Annotated in this window: 17 protein-coding genes; 8 read left to right on the plus strand and 9 right to left on the minus strand. The window is 60.1% G+C overall.

Annotated elements, in window-relative coordinates; genetic code table 11:
- Positions 1-3 precede the first annotated feature (3 nt).
- A complete protein-coding gene (fdnG, locus tag ABLV04_RS15815; RefSeq protein ID WP_147733486.1) occupies positions 4-3,051 on the minus strand; it encodes a formate dehydrogenase-N subunit alpha in 3,048 nt (1,015 codons plus the stop codon).
- 225 nt (positions 3,052-3,276) lie between these two features.
- Between fdnG and yddG the strand changes: the two genes are divergently transcribed.
- Positions 3,277-4,155 carry an aromatic amino acid DMT transporter YddG gene (yddG, locus tag ABLV04_RS15820; protein ID WP_032453011.1) on the plus strand — a complete coding sequence of 293 codons (879 nt, stop codon included), beginning with the start codon at positions 3,277-3,279 and terminating at the stop codon, positions 4,153-4,155.
- Here yddG and benD read toward each other — a convergent pair.
- The 7 genes from benD to ABLV04_RS15855 form a co-directional block, all read right to left on the minus strand.
- Complete coding sequence (gene benD, locus ABLV04_RS15825; protein WP_048335854.1) at positions 4,152-4,925, minus strand: benzoate diol dehydrogenase BenD; 774 nt, start codon at positions 4,923-4,925, stop codon at positions 4,152-4,154. The genes yddG and benD overlap by 4 nt on opposite strands.
- A gap of 9 nt (positions 4,926-4,934) precedes the next feature.
- Positions 4,935-5,951 carry a benzoate 1,2-dioxygenase electron transfer component BenC gene (benC, locus tag ABLV04_RS15830; protein ID WP_048297600.1) on the minus strand — a complete coding sequence of 339 codons (1,017 nt, stop codon included), beginning with the start codon at positions 5,949-5,951 and terminating at the stop codon, positions 4,935-4,937.
- 9 nt (positions 5,952-5,960) lie between these two features.
- The gene (gene benB, locus ABLV04_RS15835; protein WP_023289852.1) at positions 5,961-6,446 is read right to left on the minus strand and encodes a benzoate 1,2-dioxygenase small subunit; all 486 of its coding nucleotides are present in this window, start codon (positions 6,444-6,446) and stop codon (positions 5,961-5,963) included.
- Positions 6,446-7,828 (minus strand): Rieske 2Fe-2S domain-containing protein, encoded by a 1,383-nt coding sequence (locus ABLV04_RS15840; RefSeq protein WP_044523467.1) that lies wholly within the window; start codon positions 7,826-7,828, stop codon positions 6,446-6,448. Before ABLV04_RS15840 ends, benB begins: the two co-directional genes overlap by 1 nt.
- A gap of 109 nt (positions 7,829-7,937) precedes the next feature.
- Positions 7,938-8,864, minus strand: a complete 927-nt coding sequence (gene catA / locus ABLV04_RS15845; protein ID WP_048298680.1) for a catechol 1,2-dioxygenase — start codon at positions 8,862-8,864, stop codon at positions 7,938-7,940.
- A 69-nt stretch (positions 8,865-8,933) separates the two neighbouring features.
- On the minus strand, positions 8,934-9,224 hold the full coding sequence (gene catC, locus ABLV04_RS15850) for a muconolactone Delta-isomerase (protein WP_023289855.1): 291 nt from the start codon (positions 9,222-9,224) through the stop codon (positions 8,934-8,936).
- 19 nt (positions 9,225-9,243) lie between these two features.
- On the minus strand, positions 9,244-10,407 hold the full coding sequence (locus tag ABLV04_RS15855; RefSeq protein WP_180265886.1) for a muconate cycloisomerase family protein: 1,164 nt from the start codon (positions 10,405-10,407) through the stop codon (positions 9,244-9,246).
- Positions 10,408-10,578: 171 nt separating this feature from the next.
- On the opposite strand from ABLV04_RS15855, the gene ABLV04_RS15860 reads away from it, so the two are divergent.
- A complete protein-coding gene (locus ABLV04_RS15860; RefSeq protein ID WP_072096558.1) occupies positions 10,579-11,415 on the plus strand; it encodes an IclR family transcriptional regulator C-terminal domain-containing protein in 837 nt (278 codons plus the stop codon).
- Here ABLV04_RS15860 and kmrA read toward each other — a convergent pair.
- Entirely contained in the window at positions 11,410-12,909 is a 1,500-nt protein-coding gene (kmrA, locus tag ABLV04_RS15865; RefSeq protein ID WP_348815889.1) for an efflux MFS transporter KmrA, read from the minus strand. The genes ABLV04_RS15860 and kmrA overlap by 6 nt on opposite strands.
- Positions 12,910-13,028: 119 nt before the next feature.
- Between kmrA and ABLV04_RS15870 the strand changes: the two genes are divergently transcribed.
- The 6 genes from ABLV04_RS15870 (at position 13,029) to narI (ending at position 21,928) form a co-directional block, all read left to right on the plus strand.
- Entirely contained in the window at positions 13,029-13,604 is a 576-nt protein-coding gene (locus ABLV04_RS15870) for a TetR family transcriptional regulator (protein ID WP_048336097.1), read from the plus strand.
- A 174-nt stretch (positions 13,605-13,778) separates the two neighbouring features.
- Positions 13,779-15,161: a NarK family nitrate/nitrite MFS transporter gene (locus tag ABLV04_RS15875; protein ID WP_348815891.1), complete on the plus strand. Its 1,383-nt coding sequence runs from the start codon at positions 13,779-13,781 to the stop codon at positions 15,159-15,161.
- A 113-nt stretch (positions 15,162-15,274) separates the two neighbouring features.
- A complete protein-coding gene (locus tag ABLV04_RS15880; protein ID WP_180265883.1) occupies positions 15,275-19,015 on the plus strand; it encodes a nitrate reductase subunit alpha in 3,741 nt (1,246 codons plus the stop codon).
- The gene (gene narH / locus ABLV04_RS15885; RefSeq protein ID WP_004202708.1) at positions 19,012-20,556 is read left to right on the plus strand and encodes a nitrate reductase subunit beta; all 1,545 of its coding nucleotides are present in this window, start codon (positions 19,012-19,014) and stop codon (positions 20,554-20,556) included. Before ABLV04_RS15880 ends, narH begins: the two co-directional genes overlap by 4 nt.
- On the plus strand, positions 20,556-21,251 hold the full coding sequence (gene narW / locus ABLV04_RS15890; protein ID WP_032453024.1) for a nitrate reductase molybdenum cofactor assembly chaperone: 696 nt from the start codon (positions 20,556-20,558) through the stop codon (positions 21,249-21,251). Before narH ends, narW begins: the two co-directional genes overlap by 1 nt.
- Positions 21,248-21,928 carry a respiratory nitrate reductase subunit gamma gene (narI, locus tag ABLV04_RS15895; RefSeq protein WP_023289864.1) on the plus strand — a complete coding sequence of 227 codons (681 nt, stop codon included), beginning with the start codon at positions 21,248-21,250 and terminating at the stop codon, positions 21,926-21,928. Before narW ends, narI begins: the two co-directional genes overlap by 4 nt.
- Positions 21,929-22,115 lie beyond the last annotated feature (187 nt).

The raw sequence follows: 22,115 nt of genomic DNA on the forward strand, positions 1-22,115 counted from the left end.
TCCTTACGCTTTCTCGATGTTGACCAGAAACGCCTTGTACTCCGGCGTTTGCGAGTTGGAATCGCCGACGTTCGGCGTCAGGGTGTTAGCGATATAGCCTTTGCGAGCCACGCCTTCAAAACCCCAGTGCAGCGGGATCCCGACGGTCTCCACCTGCTGGCCGTTGACGTTGAGGGTTTGCAGACGGCGCGTCACCACCGCCACCGCGCGAATAAAGCCGCGCTGGCTGCTGACTTTTACCCGGTCGCCGTTGGCGATGCCTTTCGCTTTTGCCAGCCCTTCGCTGATTTCGACAAACTGTTCCGGCTGCGCGATGGAATTGAGCAGCGCATGCTTGGTCCAGGTATGGAAGTGTTCGGTCAGACGATAGGTGGTCCCGACGTACGGGAACTTATCCTTCTTACCTAAGCGAATGGCGTCCTCTTCATACACACGCACCACCGGGCTGGAGACCACCTTCGGGTGCAGCGGGTTAGTGCCAAGCGGGGTTTCCATCGGCTCGTAGTGTTCCGGGAACGGCCCTTCCGCCAGCTTATCCAGCGCGAACAGACGACCCAGCCCCTCCTGCTGCATGATAAACGGCCCGGTGTTGCTCCCCGGCGGCGCGGTATTGAAGTCCGGAATATCATTCCCGACCCACTTGCTGCCGTTCCACTGGATCAGCATCCGCTTCGCATCCCACGGCTTGCCGTTGATGTCGGCTGACGCGCGGTTATAGAGCACCCGGCGATTGAGCGGCCACGCCCAGGCCCAGCCCAGCGTATTGCCCAGACCCGACGGGTCGGCGTTATCGCGGTTCGCCATCTGGTTGCCCTGCTCCGTCCAGCTGCCGCTGTAGATCCAGCAAGACGACGCGGTGGTGCCGTCATCGCGCAGCAGCGCGAAGCTATTGAGCAGTTGCCCTTTTTTCGCCAGCGGCGCGCCGTTAGCGTCGTAGAGATCCGCCAGCGCGTAGCCGTTGTTCTCTTTCGCCACCTCTTCTGATTCCGGACGATCCGGCTGCTTGTAGTGCCAGCCCATCTTCAGCAGCGGCTCAGCGCCTTTACCACCTTCGGTGCGGTACAGTTCGCGCAGACGATGGTAAATCCCGGCCAGGATCTCGCCGTCGTTACGTGCTTCACCTGGGGCATCCTGACCTTTCCAGTGCCACTGCAGCCAGCGGCCAGAGTTAGCGATCGAACCGTCCTCTTCGGCAAAGCAGGTCGATGGCAGGCGGAAGACTTCCGTCTGAATCGTCGACGGGTCGACATCGTTCGACTCGCCGTGGTTTTGCCAGAAGGTGGAGGTTTCGGTGACCAGCGGGTCGATAACCACCATATACTTCAGCTTGCTCAGGCTGCGAACCACCTTGTTTTTATCCGGGAACGACGCCACCGGGTTAAAGCCCTGGCAGATATAGCCGGTGACGTTGCCGTTATCCATCATATTGAAATACTTGATAACGTCATAAGCCTGGTCCCATTTCGGCAGCCAGTGGAAGCCCCAGTCGTTCTCTTTTTGCGCCGCGTCGCCGTAGAAGGACTTCATCAGGCTGACAAAGAATTTCGGGTAGTTGCTCCAGTAGTTCACCTGGTCCGGCAGGGTCGCTTTTGGCGTGTTGGCCGCCAGATACGTCTGCAGATCCGGCTGCTTATCAGAAGGCAGCGTCAGGTAGCCCGGCAGGCTGGTGGACAGCAGGCCAAGGTCGGTCAGTCCCTGAATGTTAGAGTGACCGCGCAGGGCATTCACGCCGCCGCCGGCCATGCCCATATTGCCGAGCAGCAGCTGGATCATCGCCATGGTGCGAATGTTCTGCGCGCCGACGGTGTGCTGCGTCCAGCCCAGGGCATATAGGAAAGTGGTGGTGCGATCGGCGGCGCTGGTTGAGGCCAGCACGTCGCACACCTTGAGGAAGTCCGCTTTCGGCGTACCGCAGATGTTTTCGACCACCTCCGGCGTGTAACGGGAAACGTGCTGCTTCAGCAGGTTCCACACGCAGCGCGGATGGCTGAGCGTCTCATCGCGTTTGGCGTAGCCGTTTTCATCGAACTGGTAGTTCCAGGACGATTTATCATACTGGCGTTTGTCCGCATCATAGCCGCTGAACAGCCCCTCTTCGAAGGCAAAATCATCCCGCACCAGCAGGCTGGCGTTGGTGTAGTGCTTCACGTACTCGGCATTGATTTTGTTATGTTCGATCAGGTACAGCAGGACCCCCGACAGGAAGGTAATGTCGGTACCGGAGCGAATCGGCGCATAGATATCCGCCACCGACGCCGTACGCGTAAAGCGCGGGTCGACAACGATAAGCGTGGCGTCGTTGTTGTTTTTCGCTTCCATCGCCCAGCGGAATCCCACCGGGTGGGCTTCCGCGGCGTTGCCGCCCATCACCACCACGACGTTCGCGTTTTTGATATCCACCCAGTGGTTGGTCATCGCACCGCGACCAAATGTTGGAGCAAGACTTGCTACCGTTGGTCCGTGTCAGACGCGTGCCTGGTTGTCTACCGCCAGCATGCCGAGCGAACGCACAAATTTTTGCGTCAGCATGCCGGTTTCATTACTTGCTGCCGAAGCGCACAGCATGCCGGTGGAAAGCCAGCGGTTAACCGTCACGCCCTGTTCGTTCTTTTCCATAAAGTTGGCGTCGCGGTCGGCTTTCATCAGCCGCGCGATGCGGCTGAAGGCTTCATCCCAGGAGAGTCGCTGCCATTTATCAGATCCCGGCGCGCGGTATTCCGGGTAGCGCAGGCGGTTGTCACTGTGGACATAGTCCAGCAGGCCGGCGCCTTTCGGGCATAACGCGCCGCGGCTCACCGGATGGTCCGGATCCCCTTCAATATGGTAAATCGCTTCTTTGGCGTTTTTCGCGCCGTCGCCGAGGCTATACATTAATAGCCCGCAGCCAACGGAGCAGTAAGTGCAGGTGTTGCGGATCTCTTTCGCACGCAGCAATTTGTAGTTGCGTGCCTGAGCCAGCGCCATTTTGGGGGCAAAGCCCAGGGCGGCAGCTGTGGTTCCGGCCATACCGCCTGCGCAGATCTTAAAGAACTTTCTGCGGCTGACGTCCATTGCATTCCTCCATGCAGGATGTTGATTCATCGCGCGGAGGAAACTAACAGCAAAATCCCGGGAAAATTTGCGTCAAATCAAGGAGCAAAACCAACGCCCCCTTAATCGCCAGCCGCGGCCGTTTTCACTAATCCCTAGGGGTTACCCATGGCGGAAAATTTCGCCCCGCGGCGGTAAAAAGATGATATATATGCCGGCTGCATTTGCGTAACCCTCAGGATAAGCATGGAGAAAAAGAGAGCCACGACCATCGGCTTCGCCGCCATTATTTTATGGAGCACCATGGTCGGATTGATTCGCGGCGTCAGCGAAGGACTGGGACCGGTCGGCGGCGCGGCGATGATTTACAGCCTCAGCGGCCTGCTGCTGATTTTTACCGTCGGTTTCCCTAACCTGCGCCAGATCCCGCGCCGCTATCTGCTGGCCGGCAGCGCGCTGTTCGTCAGCTATGAAATCTGCCTCGCGCTATCCCTGGGCTATGCCGCCAGCCGTCAGCAGGCCATTGAAGTGGGGATGGTCAATTACCTGTGGCCCAGCCTGACCATTCTGTTCGCCATCCTGTTTAATGGTCAGAAAAGCAGCTGGCTGGTGATCCCCGGTTTGCTTCTCGCCCTGCTTGGCGTCGGCTGGGTGTTGGGGGGTGAGCATGGCCTGCAGCTGGACGAGATTATCAGCAACGTCATCTCCAGTCCGCTCAGCTATCTGTTGGCCTTTATCGGCGCCTTTATCTGGGCGGCCTACTGCACGGTGACGGCCAAATATGCCCGCGGCAAAAATGCCATTACCCTGTTCGTCCTGTTAACCGCGCTGACGCTGTGGCTGAAGTTTCTCGCCACGCCGCAGCCGCCGATGGTCTTCAGCTGGCCGGTCAGCATCAAGCTGCTGACGGTAGCGGTGGCGCTCGGTCTGGCCTACGCCGCGTGGAACGTGGGGATCCTTCACGGCAACGTCAGCCTGCTGGCGGCGGCCTCCTACTTCACGCCGGTGCTCTCCTCCGCGCTGGCGGCGATCCTGCTTAGCGCCGCGCTATCGTGGCCCTTCTGGCAGGGGGCCGGGATGGTGTGTCTCGGCTCCCTGCTCTGCTGGTACGCGACCCGCCGTTAGCCGAGATCGCCGCCCGCCACCGGGAGGGTCACGCCGGTGATATAGCTGGCCTCATCGCTGGCGAGGAACAGGATCGCATTCGCCTGTTCCGCCAGCGTGCCGTAGCGGTGCATCAGGCTGCTGGCCACCGTCTGATCGACCACCTGCTGATACCATACCTTCTCCTGCTCACCGGGCTGCTCGTCGTTACGCGGCGTCAGGCGCGGCGGCGCCTCCGTCCCGCCCGGCGCGACGGCATTGATGCGGATGCCGCTGCCGCTGTACTCCATGGCGATCGACCGGGTCAGCGCATTGACGCCGCCTTTCGCCGCCGAGTAAGGCACCCGGTTGACCCCCGCCGTCGCCACCGATGAGATGTTGACGATGCTGCCTTTGCCCTGCTTGAGCATCCAGGGCAGCGCCGCGCGGCAGCCCCACAGGGTGGGAAACAGCGAGCGGCGGATCTCTTTCTCAATCTGGTCCGGCTGGTATTCGGCAAACGGCCGCGCCCAGATGGTCCCCCCGACGTTATTGATTAGCACATCGATGCGGCCAAAATGCGCGACCCCGTCGGCAAATGCCTGCTCGGCGCTCGGCCACTGTTCCAGGTCCGCCTCCAGCGCCAGCACCTGACTGCCGGACTGCGCCAGGGTCGCCGCCAGCTCGCGCACCCAGGGCGCGCGATCGATGAGCAGCAGAGCCGCGCCTTCCGCAGCCGCCTGCTCCGCGGTCTGGCGGCCAATGCCCTGGGCCGCGCCGGTGATGGCGACCACTTTATCGCGAAAACGCATACTTCCTCCTTATGCCGCCGCGCTCTGGCTGGCGATAAATTTCTCGTACCAGAAGCCCGCCGGGGCGATCCCTCGCTCGCGCAGCGCCGTGGCGACCGCGTTGACCATCGGCGGCGGGCCGCAAAGGTAGATATCGACCTCGCCATTATTCAGCATGGCGTCGTCAAGATGATCGGTGACAAAGCCGCGCTGCGGGCAGGCGCTGTTTTCCTCCGCCACCACCGGCAGCCAGCGAAAGTGGGTTAACTGCTGACGGAATGCCTCCAGCGCCTCGGTCTTCACCAGGTCGCCGTCGCGCGTGACGCCATACAGCAGGGTCACCGGGCGCGAGCTGTTCTGCGTCTGCAGGGTCTCGAGCATGGAGAGCAGCGGCGCCAGCCCGGTACCGCCGGCCAGCATCAGCAGCGGACGTTCGCCATGGCGCAGATAGAAGCTGCCCATCGGGCCGCTGAGGATCAGGCGATCGCCGGGCCGCGCCTGCCGGGTTAACCACTGGCTCATCATGCCGCCGGGCACGTTACGGATCAGGAAACGTCCTTCTGCCGAGCCTGGGCGGGAGCTGAAGGAATAGGCGCGAACGTGCGGCGTGCCTGGCACCTGGATGTTGACGTACTGCCCCGCCAGGAAGTCCAGCGGTTCATCGAGGGCGACCACCAGCTCGACGGCGGTATCGGACAGACAATTCACCTGCCGCACCTGCGCCCCGGTGTTCGTCAGGGCGGTTTTACACTGGGCGGCAGCCACTGGCACATCGATAACGCAGTCGCTGGTGGGCACCATCTGACAGGTCAGCACCTGGCGGGCCTGCGCTTCCTCGTCGCTTAGCGCTTCGTCGAGATACTCGTCGCCGAGAGCGTATTCCCCGCTGGCGCAGTGGCATTTGCAGGTGCCGCACACGCCGTCCGAGCAGTCCATCGGCAAATTCACCTTCTGCCGATAGGCGGCATCCAGGACTTTCTCTCCGGCATGGCATTGAATAAAGCGGGTAATACCGTCCTCAAAATTAAGAGCAATAGTGAAGGTCATAAGCGCCTCTTAAATGTGGTAAACGTCGATCACCTGACGGATATAATCGTTATTCAGGCGCACGGTTTTGCGCACGATCTGCGGCCTGCCGTCCTGCTCGGTCAGCGTGCAGCAGGTGGCGCCGAAAAAGGCGTCGGTGTGCTGATAGCGGTGGCTCCAGGTCACCCAGCTGTAACGCACCTCCAGCCCTTCATCGTTCTCCCCCAGCAGCTCGACGTTGCTGATGATATGGGTGGTTCGCGGCTCCGGCGTGCTGGCCCCTGAGCGCTCGGTTTTAATCCGGTAGACGCGATCCTCCAGCCCTTCGCGGTTGGGATAGTAGATCAGCGAAATCTCTTTTTGCGGATCGCGCGTCAGCTGGTCATCGTCGCCCCACGCGGGCATCCAGTAGACGACCTGCGGGCTGTAGCAGCTGAGCCATTCATCCCACTGACGATCATCCAGCAGACGGGCTTCGTAGTAGAGAAACTGGCGTACCTGTTCGAGGTTCAGCATCAGGCCACCTCCACGCGCTGGGTGATCGACTGGTCATAGCGTTGCTGCTCTTGTTCAATCGCCGCCAGCATCAGCGTCTGCCAGTGATGGTGATGGGCGATATACAGCGCCTCGTCCTCCGATTTCACGCCGCTTAAGCGCGGATGAAATCCGGCGTGCTGCGCATGCTCATCCGGACCGTCGACCCAGCGCAGCGCGCCGCGGCTGAGATCGCTCCACGCCAGGTTTTCGCCGAGATAGCCGCGCTGACAGGCGCTGAACTCTTCGAGGTCGTCCGGGGTGCCCATCCCGCTGACGTTAAAGAAATCCTCGTACTGGCGGATGCGCAGGGCCCGCGCCTGGTCGGATTCCCCCTTCGGCGCAAAGCACCAGATAGTGACTTCGGTTTTGTCCACCGCCAGCGGACGAATGACGCGGATCTGGGTGGAGAATTGATCCATCAGATAGACGTTGGGGTACAGGCACAGGTTGCGGGTTTCGTTGACCATCTGGTCGGCGCGGAGTTCGCCGAATTCCGCCTGCAGGCGCTCGCGGTGGGCATACACCGGGCGCACCTCCGGGTTCAGCGCCCGGGTCCACAGCAGCATATGGCCGTTATCAAATCCGTAGCCGCCGCCGAGGCTTTTTGACCAGCCGTTGGCGTCCACCGCATGGGTGCCTTCCGCTTCATAATTGCGCCGCGACATGGTGGAGGCATAGTTCCAGTGCACCACGCTCACGTGGTAGCCATCAGCGCCGTTCTCTGCGCCCAGCTTCCAGTTGCCCTCGTACACATAGCTCGACGATCCCTTGAGCACCTCCAGCCCCTCCGGCGCCTGGTCGACGATCAGATCGATGATTTTGCAGGTTTCCCCGAGATAGGCTTCCAGCGGCTGCACGTCGGCATTGAGGCTACCGAATAAGAAACCGCGATAGGACTGAAAACGCGGCAGCTTTTGCAGGTCGTGCGATCCTTCCTGTTTGAAGGTGTCAGGATAGCCGCCGGTGCTTTCATCTTTAGCTTTTAATAGTTTGCCATTATTGCTGAAGGTCCAGCCGTGAAACGGACAGGTAAATGAGTTTTTATTCCCGGTTTTCCGTCGACATAACATGGCGCCGCGATGGGCGCAGCTGTTAATTAACGCATGCAGCTCGTTCTTTTTATCGCGGGTAATAATGACCGGCTGACGCCCCAGCGTCAGGGTATAATAATCCCCCGGCTCGGCTATTTGGCTTTCATGGGCGAGAAACGCCCAATTACCTTCAAAGATATGCTTCATTTCAAATTCAAACAGCTGCGGGTCGGTAAATATCGAACGGTGGCAGCGGTAAATATGGTTTTCACGATCGACAATTAAGGCGTTGTTAATTTTGTCTTTAAGCGCTGATAGCGTTTTTTGCATGAGTCAGTCCCTCCTGCAGTATTCAGGATGAAAGAAACCGGGTGAATTGTTTGCTTTCAGGTGCAATGTCTGGCCCGGGCAACCGCATGCCCGGGGCCGTTACAGCAGATTACGCTTTGGCGCGCAGGCGGGCGCCGCGCTGCTCTTCGTCGGCGCTGAGCGCTTTACACAGGGTGAAATCAAAACAGACCTCAGTGTGCTCTCCCTCAAGGTCGCGCTGCGCGATAGTCTCGCGGTCCGTCACTTTGATCGGGTCGGCAATCAGGCCGTCGCGGGTGGCAAAGGCAAAATCATCCCACAGGTATTTATCGCCGCTGAGGTTGATCTGGCTGGTGAGATGTTTATGCCCCGGCGCGGAGACGAAGAAGTGAATGTGCGCCGGACGGTTGCCATGGCGGCCTAACCGATCCAGCAGCTTCTGCGTCGGGCCATCCGGCGGACAGCCGTAGCCGGATGGCAGGATGCTGCGCACGCTGTAGCGGCCATCGGCGCCGGTGCGGATCCGCCGGCGCAGGTTGTATTCGCTCTGGCTCGGGTCGAAGAAGGAGTAATTGCCGAGGGTATTGGCGTGCCAGATATCGACAATGGCGTTGGCCACCGGCCGGCCCTCGGTATCGTTGACCTGGCCATGCAGCCACATCACTTCCCCGGCGTCGGCGCCATCATCCATCCGGGCGTGGCCGTCCGCCAGCGGCGCATTAGCCACATACAGCGGCCCTTCGATGGTGCGCGGGGTGCCGGTTTCCCGGCGCGCCGCCGCGTCAATGGCGTCCTGACGCAGGTCGAGGAAATGCTCCAGACCCAGTCCCGCCGCCAGCAGCGCCGCCTCCTGACGGCCGCCCAGCGCATGCAGATAGTTCACCGCATGCCAGAACTCTTCTTCGGTAACGTTATAGTCGTCGATCAGCGTACAGATATTCTCCAGCAGACGGTGAATAATGGCTTTAAAACGTTCGTTACCGCCAGGGACATGTAAACCCGCGCCTTCACGTAATAATTTCTGCACGGCTTCTTGTTGTACGAAAGCATTACTCATCATTATTCTCTCTTATCGTTGTAGGGTATTTTCCGGGTCACCCCGGCATAAGGTCAGGTGTTATTATTATTAGCTATCGTCGTCACGAACAGACGAGGGATGACGGCACAGCGCCTCGACGCGAATATCCATAAAAGGATACAGCGGCAATCCCATTAATATTTGATGTAACTCTTCGGCATCGTTGACATCGAAAATACTGACATTGGCGTAAAGACCGGCGACGCGCCAGATATGTCGCCACTTGCCTTCCCGCTGTAATTGTTGTGAATAGGCTTTTTCGCGTTGCTTTATTTCCTCCGCTTCGGCGACGGGAAAGCCAAGCGGAATATTCACGGTCATCTCCACTTTAAATAGCATGTGTTTCTCCTGTTACCCGCTACGCCTGGCGGGTGTAAAAACGCAGTTTGTCTTCATCCAGCTCGACGCCAAGACCCGGGGTTTGCGGGAGCGCCACCTCGCCGTCGGCAAAGGAGAGCGGTACGCGGACGATATCGTCTTTCAGCAACAGCGGGCCGAACATCTCGGTGCCCCACTGCAGCGGCAGCGTCGACCAGGCGTGCAGCGAGGCGACAGTCCCCACGGTCCCCTCCAGCATGGTGCCGCCATACAGGCCTATCCCCGCCGCCTGGGCGACGCGGGCCAGCGCCAGTACGCTATTCGGTCCGCCGGCCTTGGCTATTTTCAGCGCGTAAGCGCCGGTAAAGCCCTGCTGCGCCAGTTGATAGCCATCGTAAGCGGTGGCTACCGCTTCGTCGGCGAGGATCGCGGTTTCAATATGCTGGCTCAACCGCACCAGCGCCGCGTTGTCGTGGGCGCTGACCGGCTGTTCGATGAGGTCGACGCCCATCGCCGCCAGCTCGCGGCAGCCTTTCGCGCCGGTCGCGGCGTCCCAGGCCTGGTTGACGTCGACGCGGATGCTGGCGCGATCCCCTAACGCTTCCACAATGGCGCGGGTATGGCGCAGGTCGGTAGCTAATTCGCGGGCGCCAATTTTCAGCTTGAATGCCCGATGGCGGCCCTCTGCTAACAATTTTTCCCCTTCGGCAATATCTTTTGCGGTATCGCCGCTGGCTAACGTCCACAGCACCGGCAAGGACGTTTGCAGCGCGCCGCCGAGCAGCGCCGACACCGGCAGGCCCAGCGCTTTGCCCTGGGCATCCAACAGCGCGGTTTCAATGGCGGACTTCGCAAAGGTGTTGCCTTTAATGGCGCTGTTCATGCGGGCGGTCAGCGCATTCAGGTTATCGGCCGGTTGCCCCAGCAGCAGCGGCGTCAGGTAATGCGTTATCGCCGACGAGATAGCCTCCGGGCTCTCGACGCCATAGCTCAAGCCGCCGATGGTGGTGGCCTCGCCAATGCCGCAGATGCCGTCGGAGCGAGTAAGGCGCACGATCACCAGCGTCTGACATCCCATGGTGGTCATCGACAATTTATGTGGCCGGATGGTTGGGACATCCACAATCCAGCTCTCAATACCTTCTACGGTGGCAGTCATTTTCGCTTCCTGATGAGATGTATAACTTTTTGTACCCACTTCCATAACGGGGAGGGCTGTGCCATTGACAATAGGGTTCGGTCTGGCGGGTGGTCAACGGCGATAATCGAAATGTTGTGCGATTATCGGCACGTTTGTTAAAAGGCGGTTAATAATGTGATCGCGGTGGTAAAACCGGCACAATTCAGGACGGTGCGGTTTGCGCACGGTATAGTGATGCCCCGTGAGCTTTGCAATGCAACGGAGAGGGAATCCATGCGTGACCATACCCCCACCACCCTAAGCGCCAGGCAGGCCGAGCACGATCCCAACTTTATGCTGTCTCTGGCTCGCGGGCTGGAGGTGCTTAACGCCTTTACCCCGCAGCGTCAGCGGCTGACCATTTCCCAGTTAAGCCAGAAAACGCAAATTTCCCGCGCGGCGGTACGCCGCTGCCTGTATACCCTCGCCGCGCTGGGCATGGTCCATAGCCCGGATGGCCGCCATTATGAGCTGTTGCCCCGGGTGCTGGCGGTGGGCCATGCCTATCTCGCCGGCACCCCGCTGGCGAAAGTGGCGCAGACGGCGCTGGATAGCCTCGGCAAAGCCCTCGGCGAATCCTGTTCGGCGGCGACGCTTGATGGGGATAACGTGCTCTATATCGCCCGCGCCGCGGTGAATAATTTACTGAGCGTCGATCTCGGACGCGGCAGCCGTCTGCCGGCCTGGGCGACGTCGATGGGTCGGGTATTGCTCAGCGCGCTGCCGGAGGAGCAGCTGGAGGTGACACTGTCACGCGCCGTGCTCATTCGCTACACCCCACACACCCTGTGCGATATGGCCGGGCTACGCGCGGAGATTGATCGGGTGCGCATGCAGGGCTATGCCCTCGCCGACCGCCAGATAGAGGTGGGCCTGTGCTCGCTGGCGGTGCCGGTGCTGTCGCGTCATGGCCAGGTGGTGGCCGCGCTGAATGTCGGAGTGCCGGCCGCGACGGTCAGCGCCGGGGCGTTAAAAGAGAAGGCCCTCGCCCCGCTACGCCGCGCGGCGATGGACCTATCGCTACAGCTATAGCGCCGACGGCGGCTTCGTCGCCGTGGCGAGGCTGCGCCAAATCCCGGCGGCCAGCAGCAGCAGCATGACCCCCGCTGTCGCCAGCACCAGGCTGTGCGCCTGGGTAAAGGCCGCCTTCGCCGCCCCCATTAGCGCCTCCGCCACCCCGGCGGGCAGCCCCTGGGTCAGGCTGACCGCCTCGCCGATCGATGACGACGCCTGCTGCGCCATCGTCTCATTCAGCCCGGACGGTAGCACAATGGTGGCGCTGTAGCTGCGGGTGAGGATCAGGCCGAACAGCGCAATGCCGAGGCCGGCGCCCAGCTCATAAGCCATGGTTTCGATCGCCCCGGCCGCCGCCGCTTTCTCCTTCGGCGCCGCCGCCATAATGGCGGAGCTGGAGGCCAGCAGCGCGCTGGCGACGCTAAAGCCCAGCAGCGTCATCAGCCCCCAGGCCAGCCAGTGTTGAGTGCTGAAATCGGTCAGCGCCAGGCCCAGAAAGCTGAAGGCGCTCAGCAACATCCCGCCGGTAGCCACCTCGCGCAGTCCGAGCTTCGACACCAGCATCCCGGCAATCGGCCCGCTAAAGCCGCTGGCCACCATCACCGGCAGCATAAACATCCCCGCCTCGAACGGCGTTTTCTGATGCACAAACTGCAGCTCCTGCGCCATCAGCAGCTCAAAACCCACCAGGGTAATCAGGGCCGTCATCGCCATCATCACCCCGCTTAAAATAATGCGATGGGTGAACAGGCGCATATCCACCATCGGCCGGGCCGCCGACAGCTGTTTGCGGATAAACCAGGTCAGCATCGCCGCCCCGCCGATCGCCACCAGCGCGGTAAGCCACAGCGCCAGCTGGCCCTTCAGGGCCGATTTGGCGCTAAACACCAGCATCAGGATCGCCGCAATCAAAATGAGCGCCTGCAGCAGGTTCAGCGGCTGGTCGCGGCGCGCGGGCTGGCGCGGCACCACTTTCGCGTTAATGGCGATAACCACCAGCACAATCGGCACGTTGATCAGGAACACCGATCCCCAGTAGAAATGCTCCAGCAGCATGCCGCCCACCAGCGGGCCAAAGGCCGCGCCGCCGGAGCCCACCGCCGCCCACAGCCCCAGCGCCATATTGCGCTGGCTGGCCTCGGCGAAGGTGCTGCGGATCCCGGCAAGCGTCGCCGGAACGATCATCGCCGCCCCCACCGCCAGCAGGGCGCGGGAGGCAATCAGCGTCAGGGCGGTCGGCGACAGCGCGGCGCACAGCGAGGCGATGCCAAAAATAGCGCTGCCGAGCAGCAGCAGACGTTTAAAGCCGATTTTATCGCCAAGGGCGCCCATCGGCAGCACCATCCCGGCCATCACCAATGAATAGATATCAATGATCCACAACAGCTCATTGCCGCTGCTGCCCAGCGCGACGCTGAGGGTCGGCGCGGCCACATGCAACACCGTGGCGTCAATCGCCACCGGAATATAAACCAGCAAAATCGCCATCAGCGTCATCCATTGCCGTGACATAGCGTGTACCTCAATGTTAGAACTTGGACACATGTCCAGGATGGCGATCCTGCCGGATTGTTGAACACATGTCCAACTTTTTGTTACACTCGGCCAAAGCCAGATATCAGCGGGGTCCTATGCACTATTTACAGCGGGATGAGCGACGGGAAGGAATTATGCAGGCCGCCATGCGCCTGGCGCTGCGCGGCGGCTTCAGCGCCATGACCGTCCGGCAGATCGCCCGCGAGGCGCAGGTGGCCGCCGGACAACTGCACCACCACTTCGCCTCCATTGGCGAGCTGAAGTCCCAGGTGTTCATCCGTCTTATCCGCGAGATGCTCGACATGCCGCTGGTTGCGGAGGATGCCAGCTGGCGCGAGCGGTTATTCTCGATGATCGGCAGCGAGGATGGCCGGCTGGAACCCTATATCCGCCTGTGGCGGGAAGGCCAGGTGCTGGCCGACAGCGACCCGGACATCAAAGCGGCCTACCTGCTGACCATGACCATGTGGCATGCCGAGACCGTGGCGATCGTGGAACAGGGCCTCGCCTGCGGTGAGTTTCACTCGACCGAGCCGCCGGTGGATATCGCCTGGCGTTTTATCGCCCTGGTGTGCGGCCTCGACGGGATTTACGCCCTCGGCACCCAAACCCTGGACGAGACGGCGTTTAGCCGTTACGTCAATAAGATGATTACGCTGGAGTTATTTTAGTTAAATTTTACATTTAGTAACAATTAATCCCGCTACGCTCTCCACGTGCTCTCCGACAGCACGTTTTTTTATCTACGCTTTTTAGATAACGCCAATTAAGGGTTATTCACCGTCACCTTGTATTCAGCTGTTGACCTTATTTATTTACTCCATTCCGGGCAATTAGAGGGCAATATGTCGGTACAAAATGAGAAAGATAATCATTACCTTTTGAAAAACTGGCGGCCAGAAAATAAGGCCTTCTGGGAAAACAAGGGTCAGGCCATTGCGAGAAGAAACCTCTGGATATCAGTCACCTGCTTACTACTTGCTTTCTGCGTATGGATGTTATTCAGCGCCGTGGCGGTCAACCTTAATAAGGTCGGTTTTCATTTCACTACCGACCAGCTTTTTTTATTAACCGCACTTCCTTCACTTTCCGGCGCGATATTACGGGTCCCCTACTCCTTTATGGTACCCCTCTTCGGCGGGCGCTACTGGACCGTATTAAGTACAGTGATCCTAATTGTGCCTTGTATTTGGTTAGGCGTGGCGATCCAGAATAGCGCTACTCCATTCTGGGTATTTATTGTTATTGCGCTGCTGTGCGGTTTTGCCGGGGCTAATTTTGCTTCCAGTATGGGAAATATCAGTTTCTTTTTTCCCAAAGCCAAACAGGGCAGCGCGCTGGGGGTCAACGGCGGCCTGGGCAATCTCGGGGTCAGCGTGATGCAGAGGGTCGCCCCGGCGGTGATCTTCCTGCCGATCTTCACCTTCCTCGGCGTCCATGGCGTCACCCAGCCCGATGGCTCGACCATGGCCCTGAGTAATGCGGCGCTCGTCTGGGTACCCCTCCTGCTGCTTGCCACCGCTGCCGCCTGGTTCGGTATGAATGATATCGCCAGTTCGAAGGCCTCGATTCGCGATCAGCTTCCCGTACTCAAGCGCCCGCATATGTGGCTGTTGAGCCTGCTCTATCTGGCGACTTTCGGCTCATTTATCGGCTTCTCCGCCGGCTTCGCCATGCTGGCGAAAACCCAGTTTCCTGCGGTCGACATTCTCAAGCTGGCTTTCTTTGGACCGTTTATCGGCGCGCTGGCGCGCTCGTTCGGCGGGATCATCTCCGACCGTCTGGGCGGTGTGCGGGTGACGCTGGTCAATTTCGTGCTGATGGCGCTCTTTACCGGTCTGCTGTTCCTCACCCTGCCGGGCAGCGGATCCGGCAGCTTCCTCGCCTTCTACGTGGTGTTTATGGGGCTGTTCTTAACCGCCGGGCTCGGCAGCGGCTCCACCTTCCAGATGATCGCCGTCATCTTCCGTCAGCTCACCATCGAGAGCGTGAGGCAGCGCGGCGGCAGCGAAGAAGAAGCGCAGCATGAAGCCGTAACCGATACCGCTGCCGCGCTGGGCTTTGTCTCGGCAATTGGCGCCATCGGCGGCTTCTTTATCCCAAAAGCCTTCGGCACCTCGCTGGCGATGACCGGTTCGCCGGTCGGGGCGATGAAGGTCTTTTTCGTTTTTTATGTGGTTTGCGTATTGGTGACCTGGCTGGTCTACGGCCGACGTAAACCCGCTTAACCATAACGATTTATCTGCCGGATGGCGGCTTCCGCCTTATCCGGCGTACGCGTTCGTTCGCTCATCCGGCCGGGTGGCACGATGCCGGACTTTATCGGAGCAGGAGAAATGTCATGAGTAAACTACTGGATCGCTTTCGCTACTTTAAGCAGAAAGGCGAAACCTTTGCCAACGGCCACGGTCAGGTCTACAACAACAACCGTGACTGGGAAGACAGCTACCGTCAACGCTGGCAGTTCGACAAAATTGTCCGCTCCACCCACGGCGTGAATTGCACCGGCTCCTGCAGCTGGAAAATTTATGTCAAAAACGGTCTGGTGACCTGGGAAACCCAGCAGACCGATTATCCACGTACCCGCCCGGATCTGCCGAACCATGAACCACGCGGCTGCCCGCGAGGCGCCAGCTACTCCTGGTATCTCTATAGCGCCAACCGTCTGAAGTACCCGCTGGCGCGTAAACGGCTGATTGCGTTGTGGCGCGAAGCACTGGCTGAGTTTCCCGACCCGGTGCAGGCCTGGGATAGCATCATGCAGGATCCGGCCAAAACCACCAGCTATAAAGCGGCGCGCGGCAAAGGCGGCTTTGTCCGCTCCAGCTGGAAAGAGCTGAATCAGCTCATCGCCGCCGCCAACGTCTGGACCATCAAACACTACGGCCCGGACCGTGTCGCCGGGTTCTCGCCGATCCCGGCGATGTCGATGGTCTCCTACGCGGCGGGTACCCGCTATTTATCCCTTATCGGCGGCACCTGCCTCAGCTTCTACGACTGGTACTGCGATCTGCCCCCGGCCTCGCCAATGACCTGGGGCGAGCAGACCGACGTGCCGGAATCCGCCGACTGGTACAACGCCAGCTACATTATCGCCTGGGGCTCCAACGTGCCGCAGACCCGGACCCCGGATGCCCACTTCTTCACCGAAGTACGCTACAAAGGCACCAAAACCATCGCCATCACCCCGGACTATTCGGAAGTGGCCAAACTGTGCGACCACTGGCTGGCGCCGAAGCAAGGTACCGACAGCGCGCTGGCGATGGCCATGGGCCACGTCATCCTCAAAGCCTTCCACCTTGATAACCCGAGCGATTACTTTCTTAACTACTGCCGCACCTATACCGACATGCCGATGCTGGTGATGCTTGAGCCGCGCGACGATGGCAGCTATGTGCCAGGCCGCATGCTGCGCGCCTCCGACCTGCTGGATGGACTGGGCGAAACGAATAACCCGGAATGGAAAACCGTCGCCTGCACCGCCGACGGCGAACTGGTGGCGCCAAACGGTTCCATCGGCTTTCGCTGGGGCGAAAAAGGGAAATGGAATCTCGAACCGCTGGCTGACGGCAAAACGGTGGAGCTCACGCTGTCTCTGCTGGATATTCGCGACAGCGTGGCGTCAGTCGCCTTCCCCTACTTCGGCGGCAATGAAAACCCGCATTTCCGCAGCGTGCCGCAGGCACCGGTAACCCTTCATCCGCTCCCGGTGAAACAGCTGACGCTGGCCAGTGGCGAAAGCGGCCTGGTGGTCAGCGTATATGACCTGATTCTGGCTAACTACGGCCTGGACCGAGGGCTTGATGATGTCAATGCGGCGAAAGATTTCGCCGAGGTTAAAGCCTATACCCCGGCGTGGGCGGAGCAGATCACCGGCGTGCCGCGCCAGCATATCGAACAAATCGCCCGCGAGTTCGCCGATACGGCGCATAAAACCCATGGCCGTTCGATGATTATCCTCGGCGCCGGGGTAAACCACTGGTACCACATGGATATGAACTACCGGGGGATGATTAACCTGCTGGTGTTCTGCGGCTGCGTCGGCCAGAGCGGCGGCGGTTGGTCGCACTATGTTGGCCAGGAGAAGCTGCGCCCGCAGACCGGCTGGCTGCCGCTGGCGTTCGCGCTGGACTGGAACCGTCCGCCGCGGCAAATGAACAGCACCTCCTATTTCTACAATCACGCCAGCCAGTGGCGCTATGAAAAACTGACCGCGCAGGAGCTGTTGTCGCCGCTGGCCGACGCCAGCAAATTTAGCGGCAGCCTTATCGACTTCAACGTCCGCGCGGAACGGATGGGCTGGTTGCCTTCTGCGCCACAGCTCAACGTCAACCCGCTGACCATCAAGCAGCAGGCCGAGGCCGCCGGGCTATCGCCCTCGGATTTCACGGTGCGGTCGCTAAAATCCGGCGAGATCCGCTTTGCCGCCGAGCAACCGGACAGCGGCAAAAACCATCCGCGGAACCTGTTTATCTGGCGCTCTAACCTGCTGGGATCGTCCGGTAAGGGGCATGAGTACATGTTGAAATACCTGCTCGGGACCGACAGCGGTATTCAGGGGGATGAACTGGGCGCCAGCGATGAGGTGAAACCTGAGGAAGTCGAGTGGCAGACGGCGGCTATCGAGGGCAAACTCGACCTGCTGGTGACGCTGGATTTCCGCATGTCCAGTACCTGTCTCTTTTCCGATATTGTTCTACCGACCGCCACCTGGTACGAAAAAGACGATATGAACACCTCGGATATGCATCCGTTTATCCACCCGCTTTCCGCCGCCGTCGACCCGGCGTGGGAGGCAAAGAGCGACTGGGAGATTTACAAAGATATCGCCAAATCCTTCTCGCAGGTCTGCGTCGGCCATCTCGGGAAAGAGACCGACGTGGTGCTGGTACCGCTGCAGCATGACTCTCCGGCTGAGCTGGCGCAGCCGTTCGAGGTGCTTGACTGGCGCAAGGGCGAATGCGATCTGATCCCCGGGAAAACCGCTCCGTCGATTGCCCTGGTGGAGCGCGACTATCCCGCCACCTGGGAACGCTTCACCTCTCTCGGTCCGCTGCTCGATAAGCTTGGCAACGGCGGAAAAGGCATCTCGTGGAATACGCAAAGCGAAGTCGATTTCCTCGGCAAGCTTAACTACCTCAAGCAGGACGGTCCGGCCAAAGGCCGGCCGCGGATCGACAGCGCCATTGACGCCTCCGAAGTTATTCTCAGCCTCGCGCCGGAAACCAACGGCCAGGTGGCGGTGAAAGCCTGGCAGGCGCTGGGAGAATTTACCGGTCGCGACCACACTCATCTGGCGCTGAATAAAGAGGATGAGAAGATCCGCTTCCGCGATATTCAGGCGCAGCCGCGCAAGATCATCTCCAGCCCAACGTGGTCCGGACTGGAAAGCGAGCACGTCTCCTACAACGCCGGTTATACCAACGTGCACGAACTGATCCCGTGGCGCACCCTCTCCGGGCGGCAACAGCTGTATCAGGACCATCCGTGGATGCGGGCTTTCGGCGAAAGCCTGGTGGCTTATCGCCCGCCCATTGATACCCGCAGCGTCAGCCAGATGAAGGCCGTGCCGCCGAACGGTTTTCCGGAGAAAGCGCTGAACTTCCTGACCCCGCACCAGAAATGGGGGATCCACTCCACATACAGCGAAAACCTGCTGATGCTGACGCTGTCGCGCGGCGGGCCGATCGTCTGGCTCAGTGAAACTGACGCCAGAGAGCTGGGCATTGAAGATAACGACTGGATTGAAGCGTTCAACGCCAACGGCGCCCTCACCGCCCGGGCGGTGGTGAGCCAGCGCGTGCCGCCGGGGATGACCATGATGTATCACGCTCAGGAGCGGATTATGAATATCCCGGGTTCGGAAGTGACCGGCCGCCGCGGCGGCATTCATAACTCCGTCACCCGCGTCTGCCCGAAGCCGACGCACATGATCGGCGGCTACGCCCAGCTGGCCTATGGCTTTAACTACTACGGCACCGTCGGCTCCAACCGCGACGAGTTCATCATGATCCGCAAAATGAAAAATATTGCCTGGCTGGATGACGAAGGTCGCGATCAGGTACAGGAGGCGAAAAAATGAAAATCCGTTCTCAGGTTGGAATGGTGCTGAATCTGGACAAATGCATCGGCTGTCACACCTGCTCGGTCACCTGTAAAAACGTCTGGAGCAGCCGGGAGGGCATGGAGTACGCGTGGTTCAATAATGTGGAAACCAAACCGGGCATTGGCTACCCAAAAAACTGGGAAGACCAGGAGCAGTGGCAAGGCGGCTGGATCCGCGGCATCAGCGGTAAACTGACGCCCCGCCTCGGCAATCGGGTTAGCGTGCTGTCGAAGATATTCGCCAACCCGGTGCTGCCGGCGATTGACGATTACTACGAACCCTTCACCTACGATTACCAGCATCTGCACAACGCGCCGGAGGGAAAATATCTGCCTACCGCCCGCCCACGCTCGCTGATCAGCGGCGAGCGGATGGATAAAATTGACTGGGGCCCGAACTGGGAGGAACTGCTCGGCGGTGAATTCGAGAAACGCGCCCGCGACCGTAACTTCGAAGCCATGCAGAAAGAGATGTACGGCCAGTTCGAAAACACCTTTATGATGTACCTCCCGCGCCTGTGCGAGCACTGCCTCAACCCGAGCTGCGTGGCCACCTGCCCGAGCGGCGCCATCTACAAGCGTGAGGAAGATGGCATCGTGCTGATAGACCAGGACAAATGCCGCGGCTGGCGGATGTGCATCAGCGGCTGTCCATATAAAAAAATCTACTTTAACTGGAAGAGCGGTAAGTCGGAAAAATGCATCTTCTGCTATCCGCGCATTGAGTCCGGGCAACCAACGGTGTGCTCCGAAACCTGCGTCGGGCGCATCCGCTATCTCGGCGTCTTGCTGTATGACGCCGACCGTATCGAAGAAGCTGCCAGCACCGAGCATGAAACCGACCTCTATGAGCGCCAGTGCGAGGTATTCCTTAATCCAAACGATCCGGCGGTCATCGAGGAAGCGTTAAAACAAGGCATCCCCCACAATGTCATTGAGGCGGCGCAGAAATCGCCGGTCTATAAGCTGGCGATGGACTGGAAACTGGCCCTGCCGCTGCATCCGGAGTATCGCACCCTGCCGATGGTCTGGTATGTGCCGCCCCTGTCGCCGATCCAGTCGGTTGCCGACGCCGGCGGCCTGCCCAACAACGGCGCCATCCTGCCGGCGGTTGAGAGCCTGCGCATTCCGGTCCAGTACCTGGCGAACCTGTTGAGCGCCGGGGATACCGGGCCGGTATTGCGCGCGCTGAAACGGATGATGGCGATGCGCCACTACAAGCGCTCGCAAACCGTTGAGGGCGTGACCGATACCCGGGCAATTGAAGAGGTGGGACTCAGCGTTGAGCAGGTCGAAGAGATGTATCGCTATCTGGCGATCGCCAACTACGAAGACCGCTTCGTGATCCCCACCAGCCATCGCGAACTGGCAGAGGATGCCTTCCCGGAACGCAACGGCTGCGGCTTTACCTTCGGCGACGGCTGCCACGGGTCAGATACGAAATTCAACCTGTTTAACAGCCGGCGGATTGACGCCATCGACGTCAGCGGCGTGCGTAAGCATGGGGAGGGAGAGTGATGCGGATCCTGAAAGTGCTCGGTCTGCTGCTGGAGTATCCCGACGAGGTGCTGTGGGAGAACCGCGACGAAGCCCTGGCGCTGGTCAGCGCCGATATCCCTTCCCTGACGCCCTTTGTCGGGGAGCTGCTGGCGGCGCCGCTGTTGGATCGCCAGGCCGACTGGTGCGAGGTGTTCGAGCGAGGGCGCGCTACCTCGCTGCTGCTGTTTGAACATGTGCATGCTGAGTCCCGCGACCGTGGCCAGGCGATGGTGGACCTGATGAATCAGTATCAGCAGGCAGGTCTGCTGATCGATTGTCGTGAACTGCCCGACTATCTGCCGCTGTATCTGGAGTATCTCAGTATTTTACCCCTCGCCGACGCCCGCGAAGGGCTGCAGAATATCGCGCCGATTCTGGCGCTGATCGGCGGCCGCCTGAAGCAACGAGAATGCTCGTATTATCAACTTTTTGACGCCCTGCTGGAACTGGCAAAAAGCCCGCTCACCAGTGACAGTGTCACCAAACAGGTGGCGGGAGAAAAGCGCGACGATACCTGTCAGGCGCTGGACGAAGTGTGGGAAGAAGAGCAGGTGAAGTTTATTGAAGATAATGCGACCGCTTGCGACAGCTCGCCTATGCAAGCTTATCAACGACGCTTTAGCCAGGATGTGGCGCCGCTGTACGTCGACATCCGCGCCGGAGGCCCGAAATGATCCAGTATCTGAACGTCTTCTTTTACGATATCTACCCTTACCTTTGCGGCGCCGTGTTTCTGCTCGGCAGCTGGCTACGCTACGACTATGGGCAGTATACCTGGCGCGCGTCATCCAGCCAGATGCTGGATAAACGCGGTATGGTGCTATGGTCGAACTTGTTTCATATCGGCATTCTCGGCATTTTTTTCGGCCATCTCTTTGGCATGCTGACCCCGCACTGGGTCTACTCGTGGTTCCTGCCAATGTCGCAGAAGCAGCTGATGGCAATGATCCTCGGCGGCGTGTGTGGGGTGCTCACCCTGGTGGGCGGCATCGGCTTGCTGGCTCGCCGCCTGACCAACCCGCGCATTCGCGCCACCTCCACCACGGCAGATATTCTGATCCTGTGCATTTTGCTGATTCAGTGCGCGCTGGGGCTGACGACGATCCCCTTCTCCGCCCAGCATCCGGACGGCAGCGAAATGCTCAAGCTGGTGGACTGGGCGCAGGCGGTGGTCACCTTCCACGGCGGCGCCTCGGCGCATCTGGACGGCGTGGCCTGGATTTACCGCGTCCACCTGGTTCTGGGGATGACCATCTTCCTGATCTTCCCGTTCACCCGTCTGGTTCACGTCTGGAGCGCGCCGGTGGAGTATTTCACCCGCCGCTACCAGGTGGTGCGCTCCCGACGCTGAGCGCTGGCGGCTGTTATCATTCATCCTAACCGGTAGCCCGGACGCGGCCTTCGCGCGAGTCCGGGTAGTTATCGACCCGGCTCCAGCCGTTATGCCGGGTGGCGGCTGTCGCCTTACCCGGCCTACAGGGCGCTCTCACAGGCTCATACCCCGTAGGCCCGCGCAAGCGCAGCGCCGCCGGGCAAGA

The organism is Klebsiella sp. JN_Kp127 (assembly GCF_040062505.1).
GTDB lineage: Bacteria > Pseudomonadota > Gammaproteobacteria > Enterobacterales > Enterobacteriaceae > Klebsiella > Klebsiella quasipneumoniae.